The organism is Erythrobacter sp. HL-111 (assembly GCF_900105095.1).
Lineage (GTDB): Bacteria > Pseudomonadota > Alphaproteobacteria > Sphingomonadales > Sphingomonadaceae > Erythrobacter.
Genome location: NZ_LT629743.1, coordinates 634,980 through 659,543, shown reverse-complemented (window position 1 = coordinate 659,543; position 24,564 = coordinate 634,980). Strand labels below are relative to the sequence as shown.

General features: G+C 68.4%; 23 protein-coding genes. 15 read left to right on the top strand and 8 right to left on the bottom strand.

Annotated elements, in window-relative coordinates; all coding sequences use genetic code 11:
- Positions 1-25: 25 nt before the first annotated feature.
- The 3 genes from BLU08_RS03190 to BLU08_RS03180 form a co-directional block, all read right to left on the bottom strand.
- Positions 26-508: a MerR family DNA-binding transcriptional regulator gene (locus BLU08_RS03190; protein ID WP_090195184.1), complete on the bottom strand. Its 483-nt coding sequence runs from the start codon at positions 506-508 to the stop codon at positions 26-28.
- 78 nt (positions 509-586) lie between these two features.
- On the bottom strand, positions 587-982 hold the full coding sequence (gene hisI / locus BLU08_RS03185) for a phosphoribosyl-AMP cyclohydrolase (protein ID WP_090195182.1): 396 nt from the start codon (positions 980-982) through the stop codon (positions 587-589).
- Between the two features lie 346 nt (positions 983-1,328).
- Positions 1,329-2,183, bottom strand: coding sequence for a ComF family protein (locus BLU08_RS03180; RefSeq protein WP_090195179.1), 855 nt, complete (start codon positions 2,181-2,183; stop codon positions 1,329-1,331).
- A 68-nt stretch (positions 2,184-2,251) separates the two neighbouring features.
- Between BLU08_RS03180 and BLU08_RS03175 the strand changes: the two genes are divergently transcribed.
- Entirely contained in the window at positions 2,252-3,016 is a 765-nt protein-coding gene (locus BLU08_RS03175) for a hypothetical protein (protein ID WP_090195176.1), read from the top strand.
- On the opposite strand, the gene ppdK is transcribed toward BLU08_RS03175, so the two are convergent.
- The 3 genes from ppdK to BLU08_RS03160 all read right to left on the bottom strand — a co-directional run bounded on the left by ppdK (position 3,013) and on the right by BLU08_RS03160 (position 9,203).
- Positions 3,013-5,733 (bottom strand): pyruvate, phosphate dikinase, encoded by a 2,721-nt coding sequence (gene ppdK, locus BLU08_RS03170; RefSeq protein WP_090195173.1) that lies wholly within the window; start codon positions 5,731-5,733, stop codon positions 3,013-3,015. The two genes, BLU08_RS03175 and ppdK, sit on opposite strands and share 4 nt — an antisense overlap.
- Before the next feature lie 141 nt (positions 5,734-5,874).
- The gene (gene glyS / locus BLU08_RS03165) at positions 5,875-8,337 is read right to left on the bottom strand and encodes a glycine--tRNA ligase subunit beta (RefSeq protein ID WP_090195170.1); all 2,463 of its coding nucleotides are present in this window, start codon (positions 8,335-8,337) and stop codon (positions 5,875-5,877) included.
- Positions 8,337-9,203 (bottom strand): glycine--tRNA ligase subunit alpha, encoded by an 867-nt coding sequence (locus tag BLU08_RS03160; RefSeq protein ID WP_172801053.1) that lies wholly within the window; start codon positions 9,201-9,203, stop codon positions 8,337-8,339. Before BLU08_RS03160 ends, glyS begins: the two co-directional genes overlap by 1 nt.
- Before the next feature lie 390 nt (positions 9,204-9,593).
- Here BLU08_RS03160 and BLU08_RS03155 point away from each other — a divergent pair, with 390 nt between their 5' ends.
- The 9 genes from BLU08_RS03155 to BLU08_RS03120 all read left to right on the top strand — a co-directional run bounded on the left by BLU08_RS03155 (position 9,594) and on the right by BLU08_RS03120 (position 15,871).
- Positions 9,594-9,794, top strand: a complete 201-nt coding sequence (locus tag BLU08_RS03155; RefSeq protein ID WP_090195164.1) for a helix-turn-helix transcriptional regulator — start codon at positions 9,594-9,596, stop codon at positions 9,792-9,794.
- A gap of 100 nt (positions 9,795-9,894) precedes the next feature.
- Entirely contained in the window at positions 9,895-10,806 is a 912-nt protein-coding gene (locus tag BLU08_RS03150; RefSeq protein ID WP_090195161.1) for a TraB/GumN family protein, read from the top strand.
- 44 nt (positions 10,807-10,850) lie between these two features.
- Entirely contained in the window at positions 10,851-11,771 is a 921-nt protein-coding gene (locus BLU08_RS03145; protein ID WP_090200935.1) for a TraB/GumN family protein, read from the top strand.
- Positions 11,772-11,910: 139 nt separating this feature from the next.
- Positions 11,911-12,576, top strand: coding sequence for a 50S ribosomal protein L25/general stress protein Ctc (locus BLU08_RS03140; protein ID WP_090195158.1), 666 nt, complete (start codon positions 11,911-11,913; stop codon positions 12,574-12,576).
- A gap of 105 nt (positions 12,577-12,681) precedes the next feature.
- Positions 12,682-13,251, top strand: coding sequence for an aminoacyl-tRNA hydrolase (gene pth, locus BLU08_RS03135; RefSeq protein ID WP_090195154.1), 570 nt, complete (start codon positions 12,682-12,684; stop codon positions 13,249-13,251).
- Positions 13,252-13,314: 63 nt separating this feature from the next.
- Positions 13,315-13,626, top strand: a complete 312-nt coding sequence (locus BLU08_RS03130) for a hypothetical protein (protein WP_090195151.1) — start codon at positions 13,315-13,317, stop codon at positions 13,624-13,626.
- Positions 13,622-13,948 (top strand): VOC family protein, encoded by a 327-nt coding sequence (locus tag BLU08_RS15610; RefSeq protein ID WP_369816839.1) that lies wholly within the window; start codon positions 13,622-13,624, stop codon positions 13,946-13,948. The genes BLU08_RS03130 and BLU08_RS15610 overlap by 5 nt, the downstream gene beginning before the upstream one ends.
- Entirely contained in the window at positions 13,882-14,982 is a 1,101-nt protein-coding gene (gene ychF, locus BLU08_RS03125; RefSeq protein ID WP_090195147.1) for a redox-regulated ATPase YchF, read from the top strand. Before BLU08_RS15610 ends, ychF begins: the two co-directional genes overlap by 67 nt.
- An 88-nt stretch (positions 14,983-15,070) precedes the next feature.
- Entirely contained in the window at positions 15,071-15,871 is an 801-nt protein-coding gene (locus BLU08_RS03120) for a DUF1206 domain-containing protein (protein WP_090195144.1), read from the top strand.
- 4 nt (positions 15,872-15,875) lie between these two features.
- Here BLU08_RS03120 and BLU08_RS03115 read toward each other — a convergent pair whose 3' ends face one another.
- Positions 15,876-16,523, bottom strand: a complete 648-nt coding sequence (locus BLU08_RS03115) for a class I SAM-dependent methyltransferase (protein ID WP_090195141.1) — start codon at positions 16,521-16,523, stop codon at positions 15,876-15,878.
- A 127-nt stretch (positions 16,524-16,650) separates the two neighbouring features.
- Positions 16,651-18,537 (bottom strand): DNA mismatch repair endonuclease MutL, encoded by a 1,887-nt coding sequence (mutL, locus tag BLU08_RS03110; RefSeq protein ID WP_090195137.1) that lies wholly within the window; start codon positions 18,535-18,537, stop codon positions 16,651-16,653.
- 187 nt (positions 18,538-18,724) lie between these two features.
- Between mutL and BLU08_RS03105 the strand changes: the two genes are divergently transcribed.
- From BLU08_RS03105 to rodA, 5 genes are read left to right on the top strand one after another with little or no spacing between them, the layout of a single operon-like run.
- On the top strand, positions 18,725-19,768 hold the full coding sequence (locus BLU08_RS03105) for a rod shape-determining protein (protein WP_090195134.1): 1,044 nt from the start codon (positions 18,725-18,727) through the stop codon (positions 19,766-19,768).
- A gap of 58 nt (positions 19,769-19,826) precedes the next feature.
- Positions 19,827-20,732, top strand: a complete 906-nt coding sequence (gene mreC / locus BLU08_RS03100; RefSeq protein WP_090195131.1) for a rod shape-determining protein MreC — start codon at positions 19,827-19,829, stop codon at positions 20,730-20,732.
- Positions 20,729-21,286: a rod shape-determining protein MreD gene (locus BLU08_RS03095; RefSeq protein WP_233996065.1), complete on the top strand. Its 558-nt coding sequence runs from the start codon at positions 20,729-20,731 to the stop codon at positions 21,284-21,286. The genes mreC and BLU08_RS03095 overlap by 4 nt, the downstream gene beginning before the upstream one ends.
- Positions 21,283-23,388 (top strand): penicillin-binding protein 2, encoded by a 2,106-nt coding sequence (mrdA, locus tag BLU08_RS03090; protein WP_090195128.1) that lies wholly within the window; start codon positions 21,283-21,285, stop codon positions 23,386-23,388. The genes BLU08_RS03095 and mrdA overlap by 4 nt, the downstream gene beginning before the upstream one ends.
- A gap of 50 nt (positions 23,389-23,438) precedes the next feature.
- Positions 23,439-24,560, top strand: a complete 1,122-nt coding sequence (gene rodA / locus BLU08_RS03085; protein WP_090200930.1) for a rod shape-determining protein RodA — start codon at positions 23,439-23,441, stop codon at positions 24,558-24,560.
- Positions 24,561-24,564: the final 4 nt, after the last annotated feature.

The following is a 24,564-nucleotide window of genomic DNA, read 5'->3' as shown; positions in this document are numbered from 1 at the left end:
GGGTGGCGGGGTTCGGGGGTGTTCCTCAGCCGAGGTCGAGTTTTTCGATCTCGGCGACGAATTCGGTGAGATCCCTGATCGAGGAATCGATGTCGGCGCGCTGGGCCTTCAGCTTCGCGATATGCTCGCGGCATTTCTCGATCGTGACGCGGCGCTGTTCGACGCGGCCGTCGTCGAGGTCGTAGAGGTCGATCATCTCGCGGATCTCGGTAAGCGAGAAGCCGACATTCTTGGCCCGCATGATCCACGCGAGCCGCGCCCGGTCGCGTTTGGAATAGACCCGGGTGAGCCCCACGCGCGCCGGGCTGATCAGGCCCTCGTCCTCGTAGAAGCGCAGGGCGCGCGCGGTGCACCCGAATTCGGACGTGAGGTCCGAAATGGAATATTGTTCGCGCGCGTGCTTGTCCGGCCGGTCGAGATGCGCGCTGCTGCGGCGCTGCTCGCTTTCGGCAGGGAGCTTGGACGCGGTCGTCGGCGAAGCGGTCTTGCGGGCCGGTGCGGTTACCATGCCCCGCTCCCTACCTTCCCTTTACGTCAGCGTCAAGTATTGCCCTTCACGAGAGGGCCCGCGACAGCGCCCCCGAAGTCAGGACCGCGGCGACAGCGCCGTCTCGTCCGGGGCGGCGGGATCGAGCCGCCGGTAGAAGCAGCTGCGCGCGCCGGTGTGGCAGGCCGGGCCCTTCGGCCAGGCGCGGATCACCAGCGCATCCTGGTCGCAATCGACCAGCATCTCCTCGACCTCGAGGAAATTCCCGGAGGTTTCGCCCTTGGTCCAGAGCTCCCTGCGCGAGCGCGACCAGAAGGTCACCCGCCCGCTCTCCCGCGTCCTTGCCAGCGCCTCGGCATTCATCCAGGCCAGCACCAGCACCTCGCCCGACCCGGCGTCGACCACGACCGCCGGCATCAGCCCCGCCCGGTCGAAGGCCGGCGCGAACCGGGCGCTGTGTTCGCGTTCCTCTTTCGTCAATCCCGCTTCGGCCATGGCGCCATCCTTTCCCCGCCGCCATGGCGCGGCCGAGCGCTCGGTTCAAGCGGTTCATGTTGCACGATAACAACAGACCGGCACGAAAATCCGTTCGCTTTCGTTTTGGACCTTTCGGAAAGCTGAATGGAATGGAAGAACGGTCCCACGGGGTCGGCAACGGCTCCGCCACCGGATACCGACGGCCCGCTGATCAAGCGCACCGTCAGGTTCAGGGGGTGGCCGGGCAGGGCCGACAGCGGGGTGTCGGCCGGCCCGGTTGAACGATGAGGGACAGGGTCCCGGCAGCCCGTTTGGGGGTTGGCTGCCGGTGGTTCCCCGGGGGGAGCAGGCCCGGATCATTTCGTCACGTGGCGCCCGGGGTCTTCATGGCCTCGGGCGTTGTGTGTTCCGGCCCGTTGCGCCTCCATCCGGGCCCTTCGCCGGTTCCGCCCGCCCCCTCCCGTCCCACACCGAGTCCGTCGACCACCCGGGCGAAGCAGGCCACCCGCACCTCGCTCGCCCCGGCCGAAAGCAGCGCGTCGATGCAGGCATTGCTCGTCGCCCCGCTGGTGAGCACGTCGTCGACCAGGATCACGCTGCGCCCCGCGATCCGCCGTGCCCGCGCGGGATTGGCCGCGATCGCGCCCGCCAGCATGGCCTCGCGCTCCTCTCGCCCGAGCCCGCCGAGGCTGCGCGTCGCCTTGCGCCGGACGAGCGCGTCCACCATCAATTCGCCCCGCCCCTGCCGCGCCAATTCCCGTGCGAGCAGCGCCGACTGGTTGTAGCCGCGCTGCCAGATGCGCCAGCGATGGAGCGGGACCGGAACCAGCAGCGGCACGTCTCCCGGGGAAGGATCGGGCAGGCGCGCGCCGATCAGCCGCGCCATCAGCCCGGCAAGCGCGATCTTCCCGCCATGCTTGAACGACAGCAGCAACCTGCGAGAGGCGTCATTGTAAAGCGTCGCCGCGAATATCCCCGCATGGCGCGGTGGGTCGGCGCGGCAGGCGAAGCAGGTGTCCTGCCGCGCCGCCTGCGCGCTCGCCAGCGGCCGCCGGCACAGAGTGCACGCCGGTTCGCCCAGTATCTCGAGCGTGCCGAAACAATCGCCGCACAGCCCGCCCTGGTCGACCACCGCCGTCCCGCACAGCGGGCAGCGCGGCGGATAGACCAGATCGACGAGCGGCCTCAGCCCCGCGGCAAGAAGCGACCCCTTCCCCATTCGCGACCCTCCGCCGTCATGTCTGGCACGCCTTGCGGCGAAGAGGCAAGCGCGGCAGGAGGCGCGGCATGGCATCCGCACAGGTCCCCCGCATCTTCAGCCCCCGCCGCCGCGCGCTGCGCCTAGCGCGGGCTTTCGCCCGTCAACAGCGGGAGGGCGCGGCGCGGTTCGTGTGGGAGGACATGGCCGGGGAAATGGTCGAACGCCTCGCCTTCGTCCGCCACGAACCCGCGCGCCCGCTGGTGGTGGGCCCCTGCCCCGCGCCGCTTTCGGACTACCTCGGGCAAAGCGCCGGGCGCATCGCCGACGGCAACGCGATCGACCTCGAATCGCCGTGGCCGGAAAGCGGCTTCGACTTCATCGCCGTGCTGGGCCTGCTCGATGCGGTGAACGACCTGCCCGGCGCGCTCATCCACCTCAGGAATGCGCTCGCCCCGGGGGGCCTCGTCATCGCGAGCTTCGTCGGCGGGCAGAGCCTTGCCGCCCTGCGCGCTGCCGTGCTCGCGGCCGAACCGGACCGGCCGGCGGCGCGGATGCACCCGCTGGTCGACCACCGCGCCGCGCCCGGCCTGCTCCAGCGCGCTGGGTGGAAGGACCCGGTGGTCGACACGCAGGCGCTGAGTTTGCGCTATTCCGCGCTCGACACGCTGGTGAGCGATCTGCGCGACCAGGGGCTCGGCAGCGCGCTCGCCGATGCCGCCCCGCCGCTCGGGCGCGCGGCGCGGGAGCGGGCTCGTGCGGCTTTCCTCGAACTTGCCGACGCGGATGGCAAGGTGCCCGAACGGATCGAGATCGTCACCCTCACCGGGCGGCGTTCTCTTGCCGGAACCTAGGCCGTCGAGGGAACCTGGCCGTTCCTGAGGGCCGCCTGCGCAGCCGCGAGCCGGGCGATCGGCACGCGATAGGGCGAGGCGCTGACGTAATCGAGCCCGACCTCCTCGCAGAACCGGATGCTCGCCGGGTCCCCGCCGTGTTCGCCGCAGATCCCGAGCTTGATTTCGGGCCGCGTCGCGCGCCCGCGCTGCGCGGCGAGCTCGACCAGTTGGCCGACCCCGTCCACGTCGAGGCTGACGAAGGGATCGCGCGGGAAAATGCCCTTGTCGACATAGGTGCCCAGGAACCGCCCCGCGTCGTCGCGCGAGAGGCCCAGCGTCGTCTGGGTGAGATCGTTGGTGCCGAAGCTGAAGAAGGCCCCCTCCTCGGCGATCTCCCCCGCGAGCAGCGCGGCGCGCGGCAGTTCGATCATCGTGCCGACGAGATAGGCGATGCGCGTGCCCTTCTCCTCGAACACCTCCTGCGCCACCCGGTCGACCAGCGCGCGCAGCAAGGCCAGCTCCTTCTTCGTCGCGACCAGCGGGATCATGATTTCGGGCAGGGGCGCGTCGCCGCTCTCGGCCTCGACCGCGCAGGCCGCATCGAAGATGGCGCGGGCCTGCATTTCGTAGATCTCGGGATAAGTGATGCCGAGCCGGCAGCCGCGATGGCCGAGCATGGGGTTGAATTCGTGCAGCTCGTTCGCTCGCCGCCTGAGGTGGTCGACGCCGAGCCCGGTCGCGTCGGAAAGCTCGGCGAATTCCTCGTCGCGGGTCGGCAGGAATTCGTGCAGCGGCGGGTCGAGCAGGCGGATGGTGCAGGGAAGGCCCGCCATCACCTCGAAGATCGCCTTGAAATCCGCCCGCTGTTCGGGAAGCAGCCGCTCCAGCGCCTTGCGCCGCCCCGCCTCGTCCTCGGCGAGGATCATCTGGCGCACCGCCTTGATCCGGCTCGCATCGAAGAACATGTGCTCGGTGCGGCACAGCCCGATGCCCTCCGCGCCGAACTGGCGGGCCATGCGGCAGTCCTCGGGCGTTTCGGCATTGGTGCGCACGCGCATCCGCCGAAGCTCGTCGGCCCATTCCATGAGCGTCGCGAAATCGCCCGCAAGCTCGGGCTCGACGGTCGGCACCTCGCCCAGCATGACCTGACCGTTGCCGCCGTCGAGGGTGATCGTGTCGCCTTCCTTCAATTCGGTAGAGCCGATCCTGAGCGTGCGTTCGGCCCGGTCGATCGAGATGCCGCTCGCGCCCGAGACGCAGGGACGGCCCATGCCGCGCGCGACGACCGCGGCGTGGCTCGTCATCCCCCCGCGCGCGGTGAGGATGCCCTGCGCCGCGTGCATCCCGTGGATGTCCTCGGGCGAGGTTTCGACCCGCACGAGGATCACCTTGTCGCCCCGGTTCGCCCATTGCTCGGCGGTGTCCGCGTCAAGCACGATCCTGCCCGCCGCGGCGCCCGGCGAAGCGGGCAGGCCGGTGGTCAGCACGTTGCGCTCCGCCTCGGGGTCGAGCGTGGGGTGGAGCAGCTGGTCCAATGCCATCGGGTCGATCCGCCGCACCGCCTCGGCGCGGTCGATCAGGCCTTCCTCGACCATGTCGGTCGCCATCTTGAGCGCGGCCCTGGCGGTGCGCTTTCCGCTACGGGTCTGCAGCATCCAGAGCTTCCCGCGCTCGACGGTGAATTCGATGTCCTGCATGTCCCTGTAATGGCTTTCGAGCAGGTCGAAGACGCGCGCCAGTTCCCCGTAGGCCTCGGGCAGGGCCTCTTCCATCGAAAGCGGCTTGGCACCCGCCGCCTCCCGCGCCGCCCTGGTCAGGTATTGCGGCGTGCGGATCCCCGCCACCACGTCCTCGCCCTGCGCGTTGACGAGATATTCGCCGTAATAGCTCTTCTCGCCGGTCGAAGGGTCGCGGGTGAAGGCGACGCCGGTGGCGCTGGTATCGCCCATGTTGCCGAACACCATCGCCTGCACGTTGACCGCTGTGCCCCAGTCCGCCGGAATGTCGTTCAGGCGGCGATAGACCTTCGCCCGCTCCGAATCCCAGCTGCGGAACACGGCCGCGATCGCGCCCCAGAGCTGGTCGTTCACGTCCTGGGGAAAGGGCTCGTCCTGTTCCTCGCGCACGATCCGCTTGTATTCGCCGACCAGCGCGCGCCAGTCGTCCGCGCTCATCTCGGTGTCGTTGTAATAGCCCGCGTCCTCCTTGGCGATCTCGAGCGCTTCCTCGAACAGGCCGTGGTCGAGCCCGAGCACCACGTCGGAATACATCTGGATGAAGCGGCGATAGCTGTCCCAGGCGAAACGCTCGTCCCCGCTCACCCGGGCGAGCCCCTCGACCGTCTCGTCGTTGAGGCCGAGATTGAGCACGGTGTCCATCATCCCCGGCATCGACACGCGCGCGCCCGACCGGACCGACACCAGAAGCGGGTCGGCGACATCGCCGAATCTCTTGCCGACCGCCCGTTCGACATGGCCGAGCGCATCGGCCACTTCGCGCCTGAGATCCTCGCGGAAGGCCTCGCCCGCCTGGAGGTAGCGCACGCATTCCTCGGTCGTGATGGTGAAGCCCGGCGGCACCGGCAGGCCGATGCTCGCCATCTCCGCGAGATTCGCGCCCTTGCCGCCGGTCACCACCTTGTCGCGCTGGCGCGGATCGTCGTGCGGCGCGTCTCCGCCGAAGCGGTAGACGGTGACGAGATCGTCGGCGGGTTGCGGCGCGGTGGCGGTGTTCATGAACGGCTTTCCCTGTTGTCGGGTGGGTGACGGTGCGACCGGTGATGGCATCGGGTCCGGGCGGCCACGCCCGGGAGGTTCGCGGCCCGGCCCGTTCGCGGTCCCGGAACGGACATGGTGAGTTGCATCAAACGCGCCATTTCAACCTTCTATCCGGCTGAAATCGGCCACCTGCCCGACCGCGCGGGTGAACCGGGCGAGCAGGTCGAGGCGGCTTTTGCGCTTGTCGGCATCCTCGTCGTTGACCGTGACCTCGTCGAAAAAGGCGTCGATGGGGCCGCGAAGCGAGGCGAGCGCTTTCATCGCGTCCTCGAACCGTTCCTCCTCCACCGCCCGCGCGGCCTGCGGCGCGGCAGCGTCGAGCGCCTCGATCAGCGCGCGTTCGGCGGGTTCGGGCTCATAGGAAAGCGCGCTCGCCCCGCGCGCCGCACCGCGACCGAAGGCCGCGTCGAATTCGGGCTTGCCCGCCAGCGCGAGCGGGTCTTCCTCACTCGTCTCGGCGACCGGTTCCTCCGCGCGCGGCGGGGCAGCGTCCCACTCCTCCTTCTTGAGGATGTTGGCCGCGCGCTTGTAGCCGGCGAGCAGGTTCGCCCCGTCCTCGGTCTCGACGAAGGATTGCAGCGCATGGACGCGGGCGAGGAGGCGCACGAGATCGTCCTCGCCGCCGAGTGCGAAGACCGCGTCGATCAGGTCGTGGCGGACGCCTGCCTCGCGTTGCTGGACCTTGAGGCGGTCGATAATGAATTCCTCGCTCAGCTGGAACGAGTTCGGCGTAACGTCATCGAGAAAATCAGGTCTCGCTGAAGCTATAAACTCAGAAAATTCGCCGCTCCGAGCTCTGCCTTCGGCTTCCAAAAAAGAATCCACTGCTGCGCTTCGGTTCGGGTCGGCGATCTTTTTATTCCAAGACCTTATGGCCAGACTCCACGCTTCCATGATGAAAGCACCTAAAGACAGCCTAAGTGTGCTTTCGAGGACTTCTCGGACCAAGCCCAAGGCTGCTCGACGAAGAGCGAAAGGATCCTTGGAACCAGTAGCCTGCTCTCCGACAAGATTGAGAGCGACCAACGTATCCAACTTATCCGCCAGCGACACCGCCACCGTCACCGGAGCCGTCGGCACCTCGTCGCCCTGTCCGACCGGCTTGTAATGGTCGCGGATCGCGTCGGCGACTTCGTCGGGCAGCCCCTCGGCCCGCGCGTAATAGCCGCCCATAAGCCCCTGCAATTCGGGGAATTCGCCGACCATCTCGGTGACGAGATCGGCCTTGCACAGACGCGCGGCCTGTTCGGCGAGGTCGGCCAGGGAAGCCCCTTCCCCAGGGGGAAGGGGTTGGGGATGGGGGTTCGACGTTTCGGGCGTGGCACCCCCCACCCCCGGCCCCTCCCCCGAGGGGAGGGGAGAATCTTTGACGATCCCCTCCTCGCACAGCCACCGCGCCAGCTTCGCCACGCGCTCGACCTTGTCCGCCACCGTGCCGAGCTTTTCGTGGAATGTGATCCGCTTCAGCCCCTCGGCGTGCTGCGCAAGCGTCTTCTTCTGGTCCTGTTCCCAGAAGAACCGCGCGTCGGACAGCCGTGCGGCGAGGACCTTGCGGTTGCCGTCGACCACCACCGCCGGGTCGATCGCATCGATATTGGCGGTGCATACGAAGGCATTGGCCAAGGGCTGAGTCCCTGCGGAGGCAGGGACCTCGGGCGTTTGCGCGCCATCGCCTGAGGTCCCGGCCTTCGCCGGGACTCGGGAAGTGCACACGAAATACTTCTGGTTCACCCGCGCGGACAACTGGATGACTTCCGGCGGCACTTCGAGAAACGCCTCGTCGAACCGGCCGAGCAAGGGCGCGGGCCATTCGGTCAGCCCGGCATTCTCGACCACCAGCCCCTCGTCCTCGACCAGCACGAGGCCCGCCGCCTTCGCCGCCTTGCGCGCGCCCTCGCGGATGATCCCGGCGCGCTCCTCGTGATCGACGATGACGCGCGCCTCGCGCAGCCTTGCGGCGTAGTCTTCGGCGCTGCCGATCGTGACCGGGCCGGACGAATGGAACCGATGCCCCATAGTCTCGCGCCCGCTGGCGATGCCGTCCATGATGCAGGGCACGACGTCCTGCCCCAGCAGCGCGACGATGCCGGAAAGCGGGCGCACCCAGCGCGTGCTTTCGGGGCTGATCGACGCCTCGCCCCAGCGCATCGACTTGGGCCAGGAAAAATCGCGGATGATCGCGGGGATCGACGCGGCGAGGAGGTCGGCGACGGCCTGCCCCGGCTTCTCGATCACGGCGAAGAAGGTCGCGCGGCCCTTCACCTTGCGCTCTTCGAGCTGGTCGCGCGTGACCCCGTTCTTGCGGCAGAACCCTTCGACCGCCTGGTCCGGCGCGCCGACGGGCGGTCCCTTGGCTTCCTCGCGGACGGCCTCGGTCCGTTCCGGCAGCCCGCGCGCGATCAGGGCGAGGCGGCGCGGGGTCGACCAGACGGTGACCGCGCCGACCGAAATCCCGGCGGCTTCCATCTCGCGGCGGAAGAGCTTTTCGAGCTCCGCTCTCGCCCCGGCCTGCATCCGGGCCGGAATCTCCTCGGAGCGCAGTTCGAGCAGGAAATCGGCCATCACAGGCTCCATTCCGGATATTGCCCGGCCCAGCGCGGGGCCATCATCCTCGCATATTCCTCGCAGCTCGACCGCGCGAGGTCGCGCACGCGGCCCATGTAGCTCGCGCGTTCCTGCACGCTGATCACGCCGCGCGCCTGGAGGAGGTTGAAGATGTGGCTCGCCTCGATCGCCTGTTCGTAGGCGGCGATGGGCACGCCCTCGGCCAATGCGTTGCGGCATTCGGCCTCGGCCCTGGCGAACAGCGCGAACAGGCCGTCGGTGTCGGCGACCTCGAAATTCCATTTCGACATCTGGCGTTCGTTCTCGAGGAACACGTCGCCGTAACTCACGCCGGCCGAATTGAACGCGAGGTCATAGACGTTGTCGACGCCCTGGATATACATCGCGAGCCTTTCGAGCCCGTAGGTGAGCTCGCCCGAAACCGGCTTGCAGTCGAACCCGCCCATCTGCTGGAAATAGGTGAACTGGGTGACTTCCATCCCGTCGCACCAGACCTCCCAGCCCAGCCCCCAGGCGCCGAGCGTGGGGGATTCCCAGTCGTCCTCGACGAAGCGGATGTCGTGGGCGAGCGGATCGATCCCGATCACCGAAAGGGAGCCGAGATAAAGCTCCTGAATGTCGGGCGGGGATGGCTTCAGGATCACCTGGTATTGGTAGTAATGCTGCAGCCGGTTGGGGTTCTCGCCATAGCGCCCGTCGGTCGGGCGGCGGCAGGGCTGGACGAAGGCGGCGTTCCAAGGCTCCGGCCCGAGCGCGCGCAGCGTCGTCGCCGTGTGGAACGTGCCCGCGCCCATCCGCATGTCATAGGGCTGCAGGATCACGCAGCCGCGCGCCGCCCAGTAATCGTGCAGCGTGAGGATCATGTCCTGGAACGATCGGGCGGGATCGCGGGCGGTCCTTGTCGTCGTATGCAGCGAGGCGCTCATGGCGCTCGCCCATGGCTCAAGCCCCGCAAAGCGTCAATGCCGCGGCGCAGCATGAGGTGGAGCGAGGGGGTGCCGCGCACCGCGAAGCCCGATGCGGGTCGGGTTCGAAAGGCTGGAGAGCAAGGCACCTTGACCTGGTCAAGAGCCTGCGACATATGGTCATGCAAACCTGACATTATGCTACGCAATAGGTCGAGGGCGGATGAACAAGATCGACCAAAACCCATGCGCGCGCCGCCGGCAGGCAGACCACCTCCTTGCCAGAAGCGGCCCTGCGACCGGTATCCTGCCGGCAGGCGCCGCCTCCGCCCGGGGCCGGTTTCGCCCGTGAAGAACCGCCTCAAGGTGCTGCGCGCCGAACGCGACTGGTCGCAGGCCGAACTGGCCGGCCGGCTCGACGTGTCGCGCCAGGCGGTGAACGCGATCGAGACCGGCAGGCACGACCCTTCCCTCCCCCTCGCCTTCCGCATCGCCCGCCTGTTCGAGCTGCGGATCGAGGACATCTTCGACGACGGGGCGCGGCGATGATCCGGCCCTGCGGCCGTCGCCCTCTTCTTGCGCCGTGCGCGCGTTCAACCAATGGTCAACTTCGCTCGCTAGGACCCTCGTCCCGAAAGGAACCGAATCCATGAACATGAAGCCGCTCCTCACCGCCTCCGCCGCCGCCTTTGCCCTGTTCGCGGGCGTTCCCGCGATCGCCGGGGACACCGCGCCGCCCGCCGCCGACCTTCCCGCCGGTCCCGAAGGCCCCGCGCTGTGGAGCGTTTCGGACGAGGACACGACGATCTACCTGTTCGGCACGGTCCACGTCCTGCCCGCCGAGGTGAAGTGGTACGATCCCGAAATCGCCGCCGCTCTGGCCGAGGCGGACACGATCGTGACCGAGATCCGGATGGACCCGGGCAGCGAAGCGGCGATGCAGCAGATCGCCATGGAGCGCGGCCAGCTTCCCGAGGGGACCACGCTGCGCTCGCTGCTCGACGAGGAACAGACCGCGACCTACGAGGCCGCGCTCGGCAAGATCGGCGTGCCCGCTGCCGCCTTCGACCAGCTCAAGCCGTGGACGGTCGGCCTTTCGCTGACCATGATCCCGCTGATGCAGCAGGGTTATTCGCCCGACAGCGGGGTCGAGAAGATCGTCCTCGCCAAGGCCGGGGAGAAGCCGCAGGAGGCACTCGAAACGGCGGAATACCAATTCGATCTCTTCGACAGCCTGCCGCTGGAACAGCAGGTCGCCTTCATGATTTCGGCGGCCGAGGGGGTGGAAGACGTCAAGTCCGAGCTCGACGCGATGGTCGCCGAATGGGTCGAGGGGGATGCCGATGCGCTCGCCGAGATGATGAACGAGGGGCTCGACGATCCCGAACTGGCCGAGGCGCTGCTCTATCGGCGCAACGCGAACTGGGCCGAGTGGATCGAGGAACGCCTCGCCGAACCGGGCACGGTGTTCGTCGCGGTCGGTGCGGGCCACCTCGCGGGCGAGAACAGCGTGCAGGACTATCTCGCCGAAAAGGGCATCGAGACCGCGCGGGTCCAGTGACGGGCGCGACCATGGCCGCGGGGGCGCCGGGGGCGCCGGGGGCGATGGCGTTCCTCCGGACCCTGGCGGCAGGCGTCCTGCTGGCGGCGAGCCTTGCCCTTGCGGCCTGTTCGGGGGAGGAACGCGAGGCGGAACCCGCCCCGCCCGCCAATCCCCTGATCTACGAGATCGCTTCGAGCGACGGGGCGGCGCGTGGCTGGCTGTTCGGCACGATCCACGCCCTTCCCGAAGGCACGCGCTGGCGCACCGCCCCGATCGGGCGGGCACTGGAGGAGGCGGAGCTGCTCCTGGTCGAGATCGCCGGCCTCGAGGACCGCGGCGCGATCGAACGGACCTTTGCCCGGCTCGCCACCAGCACCGGCCTGCCCCCGCTCCCGCAGCGGATCGCGCCGAGCCTGCGGCCCGATCTCGCCGCGCTGATGGACGAGGCGGGGATCGGCGGGCGCGACAGTGCCCGGATCGAGACCTGGGCCGCCGCGCTCATGCTCGCCCGGACGCAATCCGGCGGCAGCGCCGCGCACGGGGTCGACCGGGCCGTGATCGCCGCTTTCGAAGGCCGCGAGGTGCGCGAGCTGGAGGGCGCGGCGGCGCAGCTCGCGGTGTTCGACACGCTGTCCGAGGCCGACCAGCGCGACCTGCTGCGCGAAGTGGTCGCCGGGGCGGGCGAGGCGGATGATACGGGTGAGGGCGTGATCGGTGCCGACCCCGCGCGGCTGCGCGAGGCGTGGCTCGCCGGGGACGAGGCGGCGCTGGTCGAGGCGAGCGAGACCGGCATCCTCGCCGACCCAGGCCTGCGCGAGGCATTGCTCGTCGCCCGCAACCGGGCCTGGCTCGATCCGGTCCTCGCCGCGCTGGAAAGCGATGCGCGCCCGCTCGTCGCGGTGGGCGCGGCCCACGTGGTCGGCCCGGAAGGGCTCGCCGCGCTCCTGGAGGAACGGGGCTACCGCGTCACGCCGCTGCGCTGAACGGCGCCCCCGCCTCCAGCGAAACGCCTTGCCAAGCGGCCTCGCGCGCTGTAACGGGCCGCCCTTCGGCGCCATGGTCATCCCTGGAGGCGCGGCGCCGCTGACCACACTCATACAACGCATTCGAAAGGCAGACATCATGAGCAACGCTCTCACCCTGCCGGCCGAGGCGCGCGAACGGGCTGGCAAGGGAGCCTCCCGAGCACTTCGCCGCGAAGGCCGGATTCCCGCCGTCATCTATGGCGGAAAGGAAGAACCCACGGCGATCCACGTCGAGGAGAAGGAACTGGTCAAGCAACTGGGCACCGGCCACTTCATGAACTCGATCGTGACGATCGAACTCGGCGGCAAGACCGTCCGCACCCTGCCCAAGGATGTCGCGCTCCACCCCGTCACCGACCGCCCGCTGCACGCGGACTTCCTGCGCCTGTCGCGGGATTCCAAGGTCGAGGTGCAGGTCCCGGTCGTCTTCACGAACGAGGAAAAGGCTCCCGGCCTCAAGAAGGGCGGCGTTCTGAACGTGGTGCGCCACGAACTCGACCTCGTCTGCGAGGCGGACAGGATCCCGAGCGAGATCGAGATCGACGTGACCGGCAAGGAAGTCGGCGATTCGATCCACATCAGCGAGATCGCCCTGCCCGATGGCAGCGAGAGCGCGATCACCGACCGCGACTTCACCATCGCGACCCTCGTCGCTCCGTCCGCGCTCAAGAAGAGCGAAGGCGCGGCTGCGGCCGAGGGCGAACCGGCTGCCGACGAAGTCGAAGCGACCGAACAGGGCGGCGAAGGGGACGAAGGCGAATAAGCCTCCCCTTCCCGTCGATCCGAAAGATCACCAGGGACGCCGGGCCGGGAAACCGACCCGGCGTTTTTGTTTGAGAGCGCGGGGCGAGACGCTAAAGCCGCGCCCATGCAGATTTGGGTTGGCCTCGGAAATCCCGGACCGCAATATGCGCTCCACCGGCACAATGTCGGCTTCATGGCGATGGACGTCATCGCCGACCTGCACGATTTCGCCCCGGTGCAGAAGAAGTTCACCGGATGGGTCCAGGAAGGACGGATCGGCGGCGAAAAGGTGCTGCTGCTGAAACCCGCGACCTTCATGAACGAAAGCGGCCGCAGCGTCGGGGAGGCGATGCGCTTCTACAAGCTCGCGCCTGGCGCGCTGACCGTCTTCCACGACGAGCTCGACCTTGCACCCTTCAAGGTCAGGGTGAAGCGCGGCGGCGGGACCGCGGGGCACAACGGCCTGCGCTCGATCGACCGGCATCTCGGTCCCGAGTTCCGGCGGGTGCGCATCGGGATCGGCCATCCGGGCCACAAGGAGCGGGTGACCGGCCACGTCCTCGGCAATTACGCCAAGGCCGAACAGGACGATCTGGCGGCCATGCTCGGCGCGATGGCGAGCGAGGCGCACTGGCTGGCGCAAGGGGACGACGCACGCTTCATGAGCGACGTCGCACTGCGCCAGCAGGGCTGAGGGCGCCCCTGGTGCCGCGATCGATTTGCAACTCGCCCCGCCCCCATACGTTGGTGGGGCGACATGAAAACCGAAATCCGATCGAACTGGAGCCACGCCATCCTCGTCTGCGGAAAATGCGGCAAGAAGGCGAAGAAACGCGGCCTGACCTTCGGGCGCAAGGAAGAAACCTTCCGCAAGGCGCTCAAGTCCGCGCTCGGCGCGAAGAAGGGGCGCAAGGCCTCGCTCGGGCTGGTCGAGGTCCCATGCCTCGACATCTGCCCCAAGAACGGCGTCGTCCTCGTCGACAGCCGCACGCCGGGCCAATGGCGCATCATAACGCCCGATGCCGACATCGACGAACTCGCCCGACAGTTGAAGAGCGTCGAGGATTAGGGCCTCCGGCGTCGCGGGATCCGACTCCATCGCCCGTTTCGGAACGGAAGAGCTTGACCCGACGGTCGCAAGCCTCAAAGAGGCTGGCCTCACATTCACCAAGGACCCTGTTGATGAAAGCCGGGGCCGACGCGGGGCGCGCCTCGCCGACCCGGCCGGCAACCTGATCCGCCTCTGTCGGGCCGGCGCCGATCGCCACTTTCCCGACCGGCGCATCGACGGGCGGACACAGGACACACGCGAGGACGAGACGAGATGGGTTTCCGGTGCGGGATCGTGGGCCTTCCCAATGTGGGCAAGTCCACCCTTTTCAACGCTTTGACAGAAACGCAGGCCGCGCAGGCCGCGAACTACCCCTTCTGCACGATCGAACCCAACGTCGGCCAGGTCGCCGTGCCCGACGAACGGCTCGACAGGATCGCAGCGATCGCGAAAAGCGCGAAGGTCGTGCCGACCCAGCTGGCCTTCGTGGATATCGCGGGCCTGGTGAAGGGGGCGAGCAAGGGCGAAGGGCTCGGCAACCAGTTCCTCGGCAACATCCGCGAGGTCGACGCGATCGTACATGTGCTGAGATGCTTCGAGGATGACGACATCCAGCACGTCTCGAACAAGGTCGATCCGATCGCCGATGCGGAGGTGGTCGAGACCGAACTGATGCTGGCCGACCTCGAAAGCCTCGAAAAGCGCGTGCCCGCCGCGGCCAAGCGCGCGACCGGCGGGGACAAGGAGGCGAAGATCACCGCCAGCGTGCTCGGGCAGGCGCTCGAACTGCTGCGCGAAGGCAGGCCCGCGCGCCTCACCGAACCGAAGGACGAGGAGGAAGCGCGGGTCTTCAGACAGGCGCAGCTGCTCACCGCCAAGCCCGTGCTCTATGTCTGCAACGTCGCCGAGGACGAGGCGGCCACGGGCAATGCCATGTCGCAAGCGGTCTTCGCCAAGGCCGCGGCCGAGGGCGCGCAGGCGGTCGTCGTCTCGGCCGCGATCGAGGCGGAACTCGTCGCCATGCCGGCCGAGGACCGCGCCGAATATCTCGACAGCCTCGGCCTTTCCGAAAGCGGCCTCGCCCGTGTCATCCGCGCGGGCTACACGCTGCTCGGTCTCAAGACCTTCTTCACCGCCGGCCCCAAGGAAGCGCGCGCCTGGACCTTCCCCGACGGCGCCAGGGCCCCGCAGGCGGCGGGCGAAATTCACACCGATTTCGAAAAGGGCTTCATCCGCGCCGAAACCATCGCCTACGAGGACTATGTCGCGCTCGGCGGAGAGGCGGCCGCGCGCGAGGCGGGCAAGCTGCGGCAGGAGGGCAAGGAGTATCTCGTCCAGGACGGCGACGTGATGGTCTTCAAGTTCAACGTGTGAGGGCATTCGCTCCGGCGCGATTGTCTGAACGATTGCGCCGCAGGCACCGTTGGTTTGCGTAGACGGCAACCAACGGGAGAGTAGCGGCGTGGTCGACAAGTCCGAAAAGTTCAACTGGCTGGTGCGCGTGGGCTATTTCTCGCGCGCGGTGCTCTATTTCGTGCTCGGGCTGCTCGCGCTGACCGGCGCGGGCGCGATCAGGCAGGGCACGGACGGCATCTTCGACGCGGTCGAGGAATTCCCCGGCGGCACGCCGCTCCTCTGGGTGCTGGTCGTGGGGCTTACCGCCTATGCCCTGTTCCGCTTCGCCTCGCCCCTGTTCGACATCGAGAACAACGGCTCCGACGCCAAGGACTGGGGCAAGCGGATCGGCCATGCGGGCAGCGGCATCGCCCACCTCGCGCTCGCCTGGACCGCCTACAAGGTCGCGACCGGATCGCCCTCGGGCGGCGACGGCGCGAGCGGCGCTGCGGCGGGCGTGCTTTCGGTCGAATTCGGCGGGGTGGCGCTGGGCCTGCTCGGCCTGGCCTTCTTCATTGGGGCGTTTAACCAGGCGGAAAAGGCGATCACGGGCAAGTTCATGCGCCGCGTTTCGCCGCAGGCACCCGATGCGACGCGCTGGCTCGGCGGGGCGGGCTTTGCCGCGCGCGGCGTGGTCTATGTCGTCATCGGCTGGTCGCTGGTGCAGGCGGGGTTCTTTTCGAGCGGCGCCTCCAACGTCAAGACGCTGGGCGAGGCGGTCGCCTCGCTCGCCGGGACCGGGTGGCTGTTCAATGTGACGGCGGCCGGCCTCCTGCTGTTCGGCCTGTTCAGCCTGATTCTCGCGCGGTACCGGATCATCCCGGAGATCGACGAGAACCAGGGCGTGCCCAAGTTCCGCGCGGCGTGACCGATCAGGCCGGGCTGTCCTGCCAGCCCCGCTCCTTCCATCCCCAGGCGAGGATGCAGGGCGGGACGTTGCGCCAGACGAAATCGGTTTCTACCCGGTCGAAATGCGCCTCGGTCAGGTCGCGCGCGACGGGACGGAACTGGTAGGTCAGGAACGCCCCGCCGCGCCGCAGGACCCGCTGCGTCGCCGCGACGATGCGATCGGCGACGTCTTCCGGCAGGGTCGAGACCGGCAGGCCCGACAGCACGAAATCCGCCTTGTCGTGGCCGAGCTGCCTGACAAAGCGTTCGACATCCTCGGCCGAGCCGAGCCGGGCATGGAACCTCTCGTCGCGCACGGTGCGCTTGAGATAGTCGACGAACCGTTCGTTCGTATCGATCACGAGGAGCTTGCCGTCGGCGGGCAGCCGGTCGAGGATGTGCGGGCAGAACGTCCCGACGCCCGGGCCGTATTCGACGAAAAGCCGGCAGTTTTCCCAGTCGACCCGCTCCAGCATCGCTTCGATCGTGGTGCGCGAGGAAGGGATGACCGAGCCGACCATGCGCGGCGCCTCGAGGAAGCCGCGAAAGAACACGGCGATCGGCCCGAACATCTGGCCGAGACGCTTCCTGCTCCGCTTCTCCATCCTTGCGCTGCGAATCTCTGTGTTCATTCCTCTTACCCTTTGCTTGTGATCGCGCGCGACAGGCGTTGCCCCGACCGCGCATGAACCGGCAAAACGCCGACGGGAACCGGTCCGTTCCCCCGGCCCGGCGCGCGCCGGCATGGTATCGTCCCCGTCAATGCCGCCCGAACAGCTTTTCGACATCGTCCATCGACAGCTTGACCCAGGTCGGGCGACCGTGATTGCATTGGCCCGAACGCGGGGTCGCCTCCATCTCGCGCAGCAACGCGTTCATCTCCGCAACCGAAAGCACCCGCCCCGCCCGCACCGATCCGTGGCAGGCCATGGTGGCGAGCGTGTATTCGAGCCGCTCTGCAAGCAGCAGCGCGCCGCTCTCCTCCTCCCGGCCGTGCTGCGCGATATCGTCGGCAAGGTCGCGCAGGAGCCTGCCGCTGTCGGCCTTCGCGATGGCCGAGGGCACCGCGCGCACCAGCATGGCTACAGGTCCGAAACGCTCGATCACGAGGCCGAAGCGGGCAAGACCCTCGGCGGCGTCCTCGAGCCGGTCGCAATCGGCTTCGTCCAGCTCGACCACGTCGGGCACGAGCAGGGCCTGCGACCGTTTCGCCGCCTCCCCCGCCCCTGCCGCGCGCAGGCGTTCGAGGACGAGCCGTTCGTGCGCGGCGTGCTGGTCGACCAGCACCAGCCCGTCCGCCGCCTCGGCGACGATGTAGGTGTTGGCGACCTGCCCGCGGGCAATGCCGAGGGGGTAGTGGCGCGCTTCCTCCGGGATCGGGGCGGCCTCCTCGGCGCGGCCCTGGGGCCGGGGCTCGAAACCTGCGAATACCGTCGCCTCCTCGCGCAGCCTTGGCCCCTCCCCTCGACCGGCGGGGCGGGGAAAGTGTGCCGCGCGCCCCGGATCGAACGGCGGACCGGGCGCCCCCGCCTCCTCCCCCGGGGAAAGCGCGGACCGGGCGGGCTCGGCCTGCCAGCGCTCCATCGCCTTGCGGTCCGGCCCCTGCGCGCTGCGCCTATCGCCGGTCGAAAGCGCCTGGCGCAGCCCCGAGACGATGAACCCGCGCACCGCGGCGGCATCGCGAAAGCGCACCTCGGTCTTGGCCGGGTGGACGTTCACGTCGACATCCTCGGGCGGCAGGTCGAGAAACAGCGCGAGCACCGCGTGCCGGTCCCGCGCGAGCATGTCGGAATAGGCCCCGCGCACCGCACCCACCAGCAGCCGATCCTTCACCGGGCGACCGTTGACGAAGAGGTACTGGTGATCGGCGACCCCGCGGTTGTAGGTCGGAAGGCCCGCCATGCCGGACAGGCGCATGGTCCCGTGCGGCGTCTCGCGCGTGCAATCGATGACGACGCTGTTGTCCTTGAGTTCGTGCGCGACGATCTGCGCCACCCGCGTCGCCAGCGCCTCGCCCGCCTGGGTGCGAAGCACGGTGCGCTCCTTCCCCTCGGCGCCATTGGTCAGGGTGAAGGCGATCTGCGGCCGGGCCATGGCGAGGCGCCGGATCACGTCGAGGCTCGCGATGTATTCGCTCCGCGCGGTGCGCAGGAACTTGCGCCGGGCGGGAACGCGCGCGAAGAGCTGCTCGATCCGCACCCGCGTGCCGGGCGGCAGGGCGGCGGGGCCTTCCGCGACCGTTTCGCCGTGGTCGACGACGCGCCGCCAGCCTTCGGCCGCGCCCGCAACCCGGCTTTCGAGCGTGAGGCGGGCGACGCTCGCGATCGACGGCAGCGCCTCGCCGCGAAAGCCGAGCGTCACCACCCGCTCGATCGCGCTCTCGGCGCCGATCAGCGCGTCGGGCAGTTTCGAGGTCGCGTGCCGCTCGAGCGCGAGCGCCAGTTCGGCCCGGTCCATTCCGCAGCCGTCGTCGGTCACCTCGATGCGGGTGAGCCCGCCATCGGTGAGCGCGATCGCGATTCGCGTCGCGCCGGCATCGATCGCGTTCTCGACCACTTCCTTGAGCGCGGAGGACGGCCGCTCGACCACCTCTCCGGCGGCGATGCGGTCGACGAGGACGGGCGGAAGACGACGAATGCGTGACATTTGTCGCAGCCTAGCTGTCAGCGGTCGCAAATTCGAGGGTAACCAAGGATAATCACCACCTCGCTGCACAATTATTTTGGCCTTTTGGCCGCGAAAACGCTAGGCGCATCAAGGTGCGTCACCTCGGGGTCGCAACTGCGCGGAAACGTCTGCCAGCATCCCCCCCGCTCCTACGGAACAACCAGAAATGAGCTTCCTTTCGAACCTCTTCAAATTCGGATCGCAGAACATGGCGATCGACCTCGGCACGGCCAACACGCTGGTCTATGTCCAGGATCAGGGCATCATCCTCAACGAACCCAGCGTGGTCGCGATCGAGACGATCAACGGCGTCAAGCGGGTGAAGGCGGTCGGCGACGATGCCAAGATGATGATGGGCAAGACGCCCGACACGATCGAGGCGATCCGTCCGCTGCGTGACGGGGTGATCGCCGACATCGAGATCGCCGAGGAGATGATCAAGCATTTCATCCGCAAGGTCCATGGCAAGCGCAACCTGTTCCGCTATCCCGAAATCGTGATCTGCGTGCCCTCGGGCTCGACCTCGGTGGAAAAGCGCGCGATCCGGGATGCGGCGTCGAATGCGGGCGCATCGGAGGTCCACCTCATCCTCGAACCGATGGCGGCGGCGATCGGCGCGGACATGCCGGTGACCGAGCCCGTCGGTTCCATGGTGGTCGATATCGGCGGCGGCACGACCGAAGTCGCGGTCCTCTCCCTGCGCGGCCTCGCCTACACCACTTCGGTCCGCACCGGCGGCGACAAGATGGACGAAGCGATCGTTTCCTATGTCCGTCGCCACCACAATCTCCTGATCGGCGATGCGACAGCCGAGCGGATCAAGAAGGACTACGGCATCGCTGTAGTCCCCGAGGACGGCGTGGGCAAGACGATCACGCTCAAGGGCCGTGACCTCGTCAACGGCGTGCCCAAGGAGATCACGATCAACCAGGCCCATGTCGCCGAAGCCCTGTCCGAACCGATCGGCGCGATCGTCGAGGGGGTTCGCATCGCGCTCGAGAACACGGCGCCCGAACTTGCGGCGGACATCGTCGACCAGGGCATAGTGCTCACCGGCGGCGGTGCCTTGATCCGGCGGCTCGACGAGCACCTGCGCGAGGAAACCGGCCTGCCGGTCTCGATCGCGGAGGACCCGCTCACCTGCGTGGCCATCGGCACCGGGCGCGCGATGGAGGATCCGATCTATCGCGGCATGCTGATGACGGCATGAACCGCGCGCGCCCCGCATTCGCCGGGGCGCTGAACCGCTAGAGAAGGGGCAGCAGGCCATGGCGCCGCCGTCATCGCGCCGTTCGGGTTTTTCGAAGAAGGCGCAGTATTCCGTCTTCACCGGATACCTGCTCGCGGCGCTGGGCGCGCTTCTGGGGGCGGCGCTGCTCCTCCTGTCCTATTGGCAGCCGGGCAGTTTCGCGCCCCTGCGCGGCGCGGTGCGCGATGTGGTCGCACCGGTGGGCGAGGTCCCCGCCGCCGCGCGCAGCGGGTCGCAATCGGCTTTCGATGTCGTCACCGGCTATTTCAACGCGGGCGCGCAGAATTCGCGCCTGCGCGAGGAGAACGCGATCGCCCGCATCCGCCTTGCCGAGGCCGAGGCCGTGCGCGACGAGAACCGCCGGCTGAAGGCGCTGCTCGACCTTGCGACGGGCGAGGTCGAACCGGTCGCCGTCGCGCGCCTCGTTGGCTCGAGTTCCACCAGCGCGCGGCGCTTCGCCTATGTCGCGGTGGGCAGCGCCGACGGGCTCGCGCCGGGAATGCCGGTCAGGTCTCCGCGGGGCGTGGTCGGTCGGGTGCTCGAGGTCGCGCGCGGATCGGCGCGGATCATGCTCCTCACCGACAGCGAAAGCGTCCTGCCGGTGCGGCGGGCGGGCGACAACACGGTGGCCTTCGCCGAAGGGCGCGGCGACGGCCTGCTGCGGATCCGGCTGATCAATCTCGGCCTCAACCCTCTCAAGGTCGGTGACGTATTCGTCACCAGCGGCGCGGGCGGCTATTACCGGCCGGGCGTCGCGGTAGCGGTGCTGAGCGAGCTCACCGCCGACGGCGGGCTCGGCCGGCTGATCGCCGACCCTTCGGCGACCGACTTCGTCTCGATCGAGCCGATCTACGAAGGCGAGGCGGTCGCCGCATCGCGCATCGGCGGACGAAACGAGCTGACCCAGCAAGAGCTCGAGGAGTGATCGACCGGCGCCCCGGCAGGCCGCGCAGCGTGCGCTATCGCAGCGGCATCAACCGCGAGGCCTCGCCCCTGCGCGCGCGGACCGTGCCCTATGTCTCGATCGTCGCCGGATCGCTGCTGCCGGTGTTCGTGCAGGCCGATGCCATGCCGCTGAGCCCGCCGCTCGGCTTCGTCATGCTGGTGGCATGGCGGCTGATGCGTCCCGGCCTGCTGCCGATCTGGGCGGGCGTTCCGCTCGGCCTCGTCGACGATCTCGTCAGCGGTCAGCCGCTCGGCAGCGCGGTTCTGCTATGGTCCCTGACCATGATCGCCTTCGAATACCTGGAACAGCAGGTGCCCTGGCGCGGATTCTGGCAGGACTGGTTCACCGCAGGTCTAGCTATCGTGCTCTATATCGTCGCCGCCATGGCCCTGTCACGCGCGACGGTCTCCCCTCCCCTGCTCCTCGCCATGCTGCCGCAGATCGTGGTGGCGGTGGTGCTTTATCCTGCCTTCGCGCGGGCGGTCTCGTGGCTCGATCGCTTCCGCCTCGCCCGCACCCGGAGGGTCGGATGAAGCGCTGGTTCCGCAAGAGCGGCCTCGCCCGCCGCGGCCCCAAGATCACCGCTTCCAGCCTTCGCAACACCTTCGACCGGCGGGCGATGGTGATCGGCACGGTGCAGGGCGGGATCGGCGTCCTGCTTGCGGTCCGCATGGGCTATCTCGCGATCGCGGAGAACGAGAAATACCGGCTCGAATCCGAAAGCAACCGGGTCAACCTGTCGCTGATCCCGCCGCGCCGGGGCTGGATCCTCGATCGCAACGGCGCGCCGCTCGCTTCGAACCGGGCCGATTTCCGGGTCGACGTGATCCCCGAACGCCTGTCCGATCCCGAAGGGACGATCGACCAGATCGGCACGCTCCTGGCGCTCGAACCCGACCGGATCGCGGACATCAAGCAGAAGGTGACCCGGTCCCAAGGCTACCAGCCCGTCGAGGTCGCGAGCCGGCTCGATTACGAACAGTTCGCCGCGCTCAGCGTGCGCCTGCCGGACCTGCAGGGGATCGTGCCCCAGCGCGGCTTTTCGCGGTTCTATCCGACTGGCTGCTCGGTCGGGCATCTCGTCGGCTATGTCGGCCCCGCCAATGCCGAGGAATATGACGAGGAGGACCGCAACCCGCTGCTCATCACGCCGGGCTACAAGATCGGCAAGGACGGGCTCGAAAAGCAGTTCGAACGGGACCTGCGCGGCGTCCCCGGTGCGCGGCGGGTCGAGGTGACCGCCTCGGGCCGGATCGTGCGGGATCTCGAAACGCGCGAGGACGTGCAGGGCAATCCGGTCAAGCTCACCATCGACGGCCCGCTGCAGGACTATGCCGCGCGCCGGATCGGGCTCGAAAGCGGCTCGGTCGTGGTGATGGACTGCGCGAGCGGCGACATCCTGTGCATGGCCTCGATGCCGAGCTTCGACCCGAACAGCTTTTCCGACGGCATCGGCTCGGTCGAATACGCCATGCTGCGCGAGGACGAGCGCGTGCCGCTGCGCAACAAGGTCCTCCAGGGACTCTACCCGCCCGGTTCGACAGTCAAGCCGATGCATTGCATGGCCTTCCTGAAGGAGGGGATCCACCCCGACGAGACGATTTCCTGCGGGGGCGGACGGCGGATCGGCAACCGCTTCTTCAATTGCTGGAGCAACCACGGCACGGTCGACATGGCCAAGGCGATCTACCAGTCGTGCGACAGCTATTTCTATCACTACGCGCAGGCCATCGGTTTCGACAAGATCGCCGCGATGGCGAGCCAGTTCGGCCTCGGCAAGCAATTCCCGCTGCCCGTCACCAGCCAGTTCTACGGCACGGTTCCGACACCTTCGTGGAAGCTCGACCGGTTCGGCAGCGAATGGCAGAGCTACGACACGGTCAACGCCTCGATCGGGCAGGGCTATTACCTCGCCACCCCCTTGCAGCTCGCGGTGATGGCGACGCGGCTCGCGACCGGGCGGCACGTCATGCCGCGGCTCGTCATGAACACGCCGAAGCGCGGCGTCGACCAGGTCGACATGGCAGCCGACGCGGTCGCCTTCGTGCGGCAGGCGATGAGCGACGTGGTCAACGGTCCCGGCACCGCGGGGCGCGGGCGTCTGCCGCTCGAAAACGTCCAGATGGCGGGCAAGACAGGCACCGCGCAGGTCGTCTCGCTGTCGGTCTCGGACGGCCGGTCCGGCCCCTGGAAATACCGCGACCACGGCCTGTTCGTGTTCTTCGCTCCGGTGGAGAACCCGCGCTATGCCGGGGCCGTCGTGATCGAGCACGGCGGCGGATCGGGTGCGGCCTATCCGATCGCGCGTGACGTGATGACCTTCATGTTCGATCCCGAAAGGGGCATGGATGCGCTCCTCAAGCTCGAGAAGGAATGGGGCGGCACCGCGCAGCAGCGGCTCGAGAAACGCTACGCCGCCTATGCCGCGGAACGCGGGGCGACCGTGGTTTCGCTGCCGCGCCGGGACGAGGACATCTTCGACATGGTCGAGGCCGAGGCGCGCCTTGCCGCCGCGCGCAGCGAGGCGATCGCGGACGATGCGATCACCCCCCGCCCCGATCCCGCCGCCTCGGGCAGCCCGCGCCCCGATGCCGGGCTTGGCGCGCCAGGCCCCGTTCCCGGCAGCGAGGGTTGAAGGCCGTGCCGAGTGTCGTTCCCGAACCGATCGCGCGCCAGCCCTGGGGAATGCTGATCCCGCTGTTCGCGCTGGTCGGTTTCGGCGCGGCGGTGCTGTTCTCGGCGGCCGGCGGCTCGATGGAACCCTTCGCGAGTTCGCACCTGTTGCGCTTTGGCGTGTTCCTCGTCATGGCGCTCGTCATCGCCGCCTTCCCGCGCGAACTGGTGCGCTTCCTGACCTATCCGGCCTACCTGGTCGTTCTCGCGCTGCTGATCGCGGTCGAGATCAGCGGCCAGGTCGGCGGCGGCAGCCAGCGCTGGCTCAACCTCGGGTTCATGGTGCTGCAGCCGTCCGAACTGATGAAACCGGTGATCGTGGTGACGCTGGCGCATTTCTATTCGATCCTGCCGGTCGGTCTCGTCACCGGCTGGCGCGCGGTGCTGATCCCTGCCGGGCTGATCGGTGCGCCGGTCGCCTTCGTGCTGCTCCAGCCCGATCTCGGCACCTCCCTCGCGATCGCATTCGGCGGCGCGGTGGTGATGCTGCTCGCCGGGCTGCCGCTGCGCTGGTTCATCGGTGCTGCTGCTGCTGCTGCTGCGGCGGCGCCCCTGGCGTTCTTCTTCGGCCTGCAGGAATACCAGCAGCGCCGGGTGCTCACCATGTTCGACCCGGAGGCCGATCCGCTGGGCGCGGGCTATCACATCGCCCAGTCGAAGATCGCGATCGGATCGGGCGGCCTGTTCGGCAAGGGCTTCAACGAGGGCTCGCAAAGCCACCTGCAATACCTGCCCGAACCGCACACCGATTTCGTCTTCGCCACCATGGCCGAGGAATGGGGACTGGTGGGCGGGCTCTTCGTGATCGGCGTCTTCAGCCTGATCCTGCGCTGGGGAATGCAGGTCGCGCGGGCCTCGCAGGACCGATTCGCCCAGCTGCTCGCCGGCGGCATGGTGGCGACGATCTTCTTCTACGTGGCGGTGAACCTGCTGATGGTGATGGGTTTCGCCCCCGTGGTCGGCATCCCGCTGCCCTTCATGAGCCACGGCGGCTCGTCGATGCTGACCAACATGATCTGCATCGGCGCGCTGATGATGGTCGACCGCTGGAACCGCAAGGCGCCCCGGGGTGGATTGGGCGCAGGCTTCGGCGGCGGACCGTCGGGCGGCTATTCTGGCGGACTCGCGGCCTGACCGT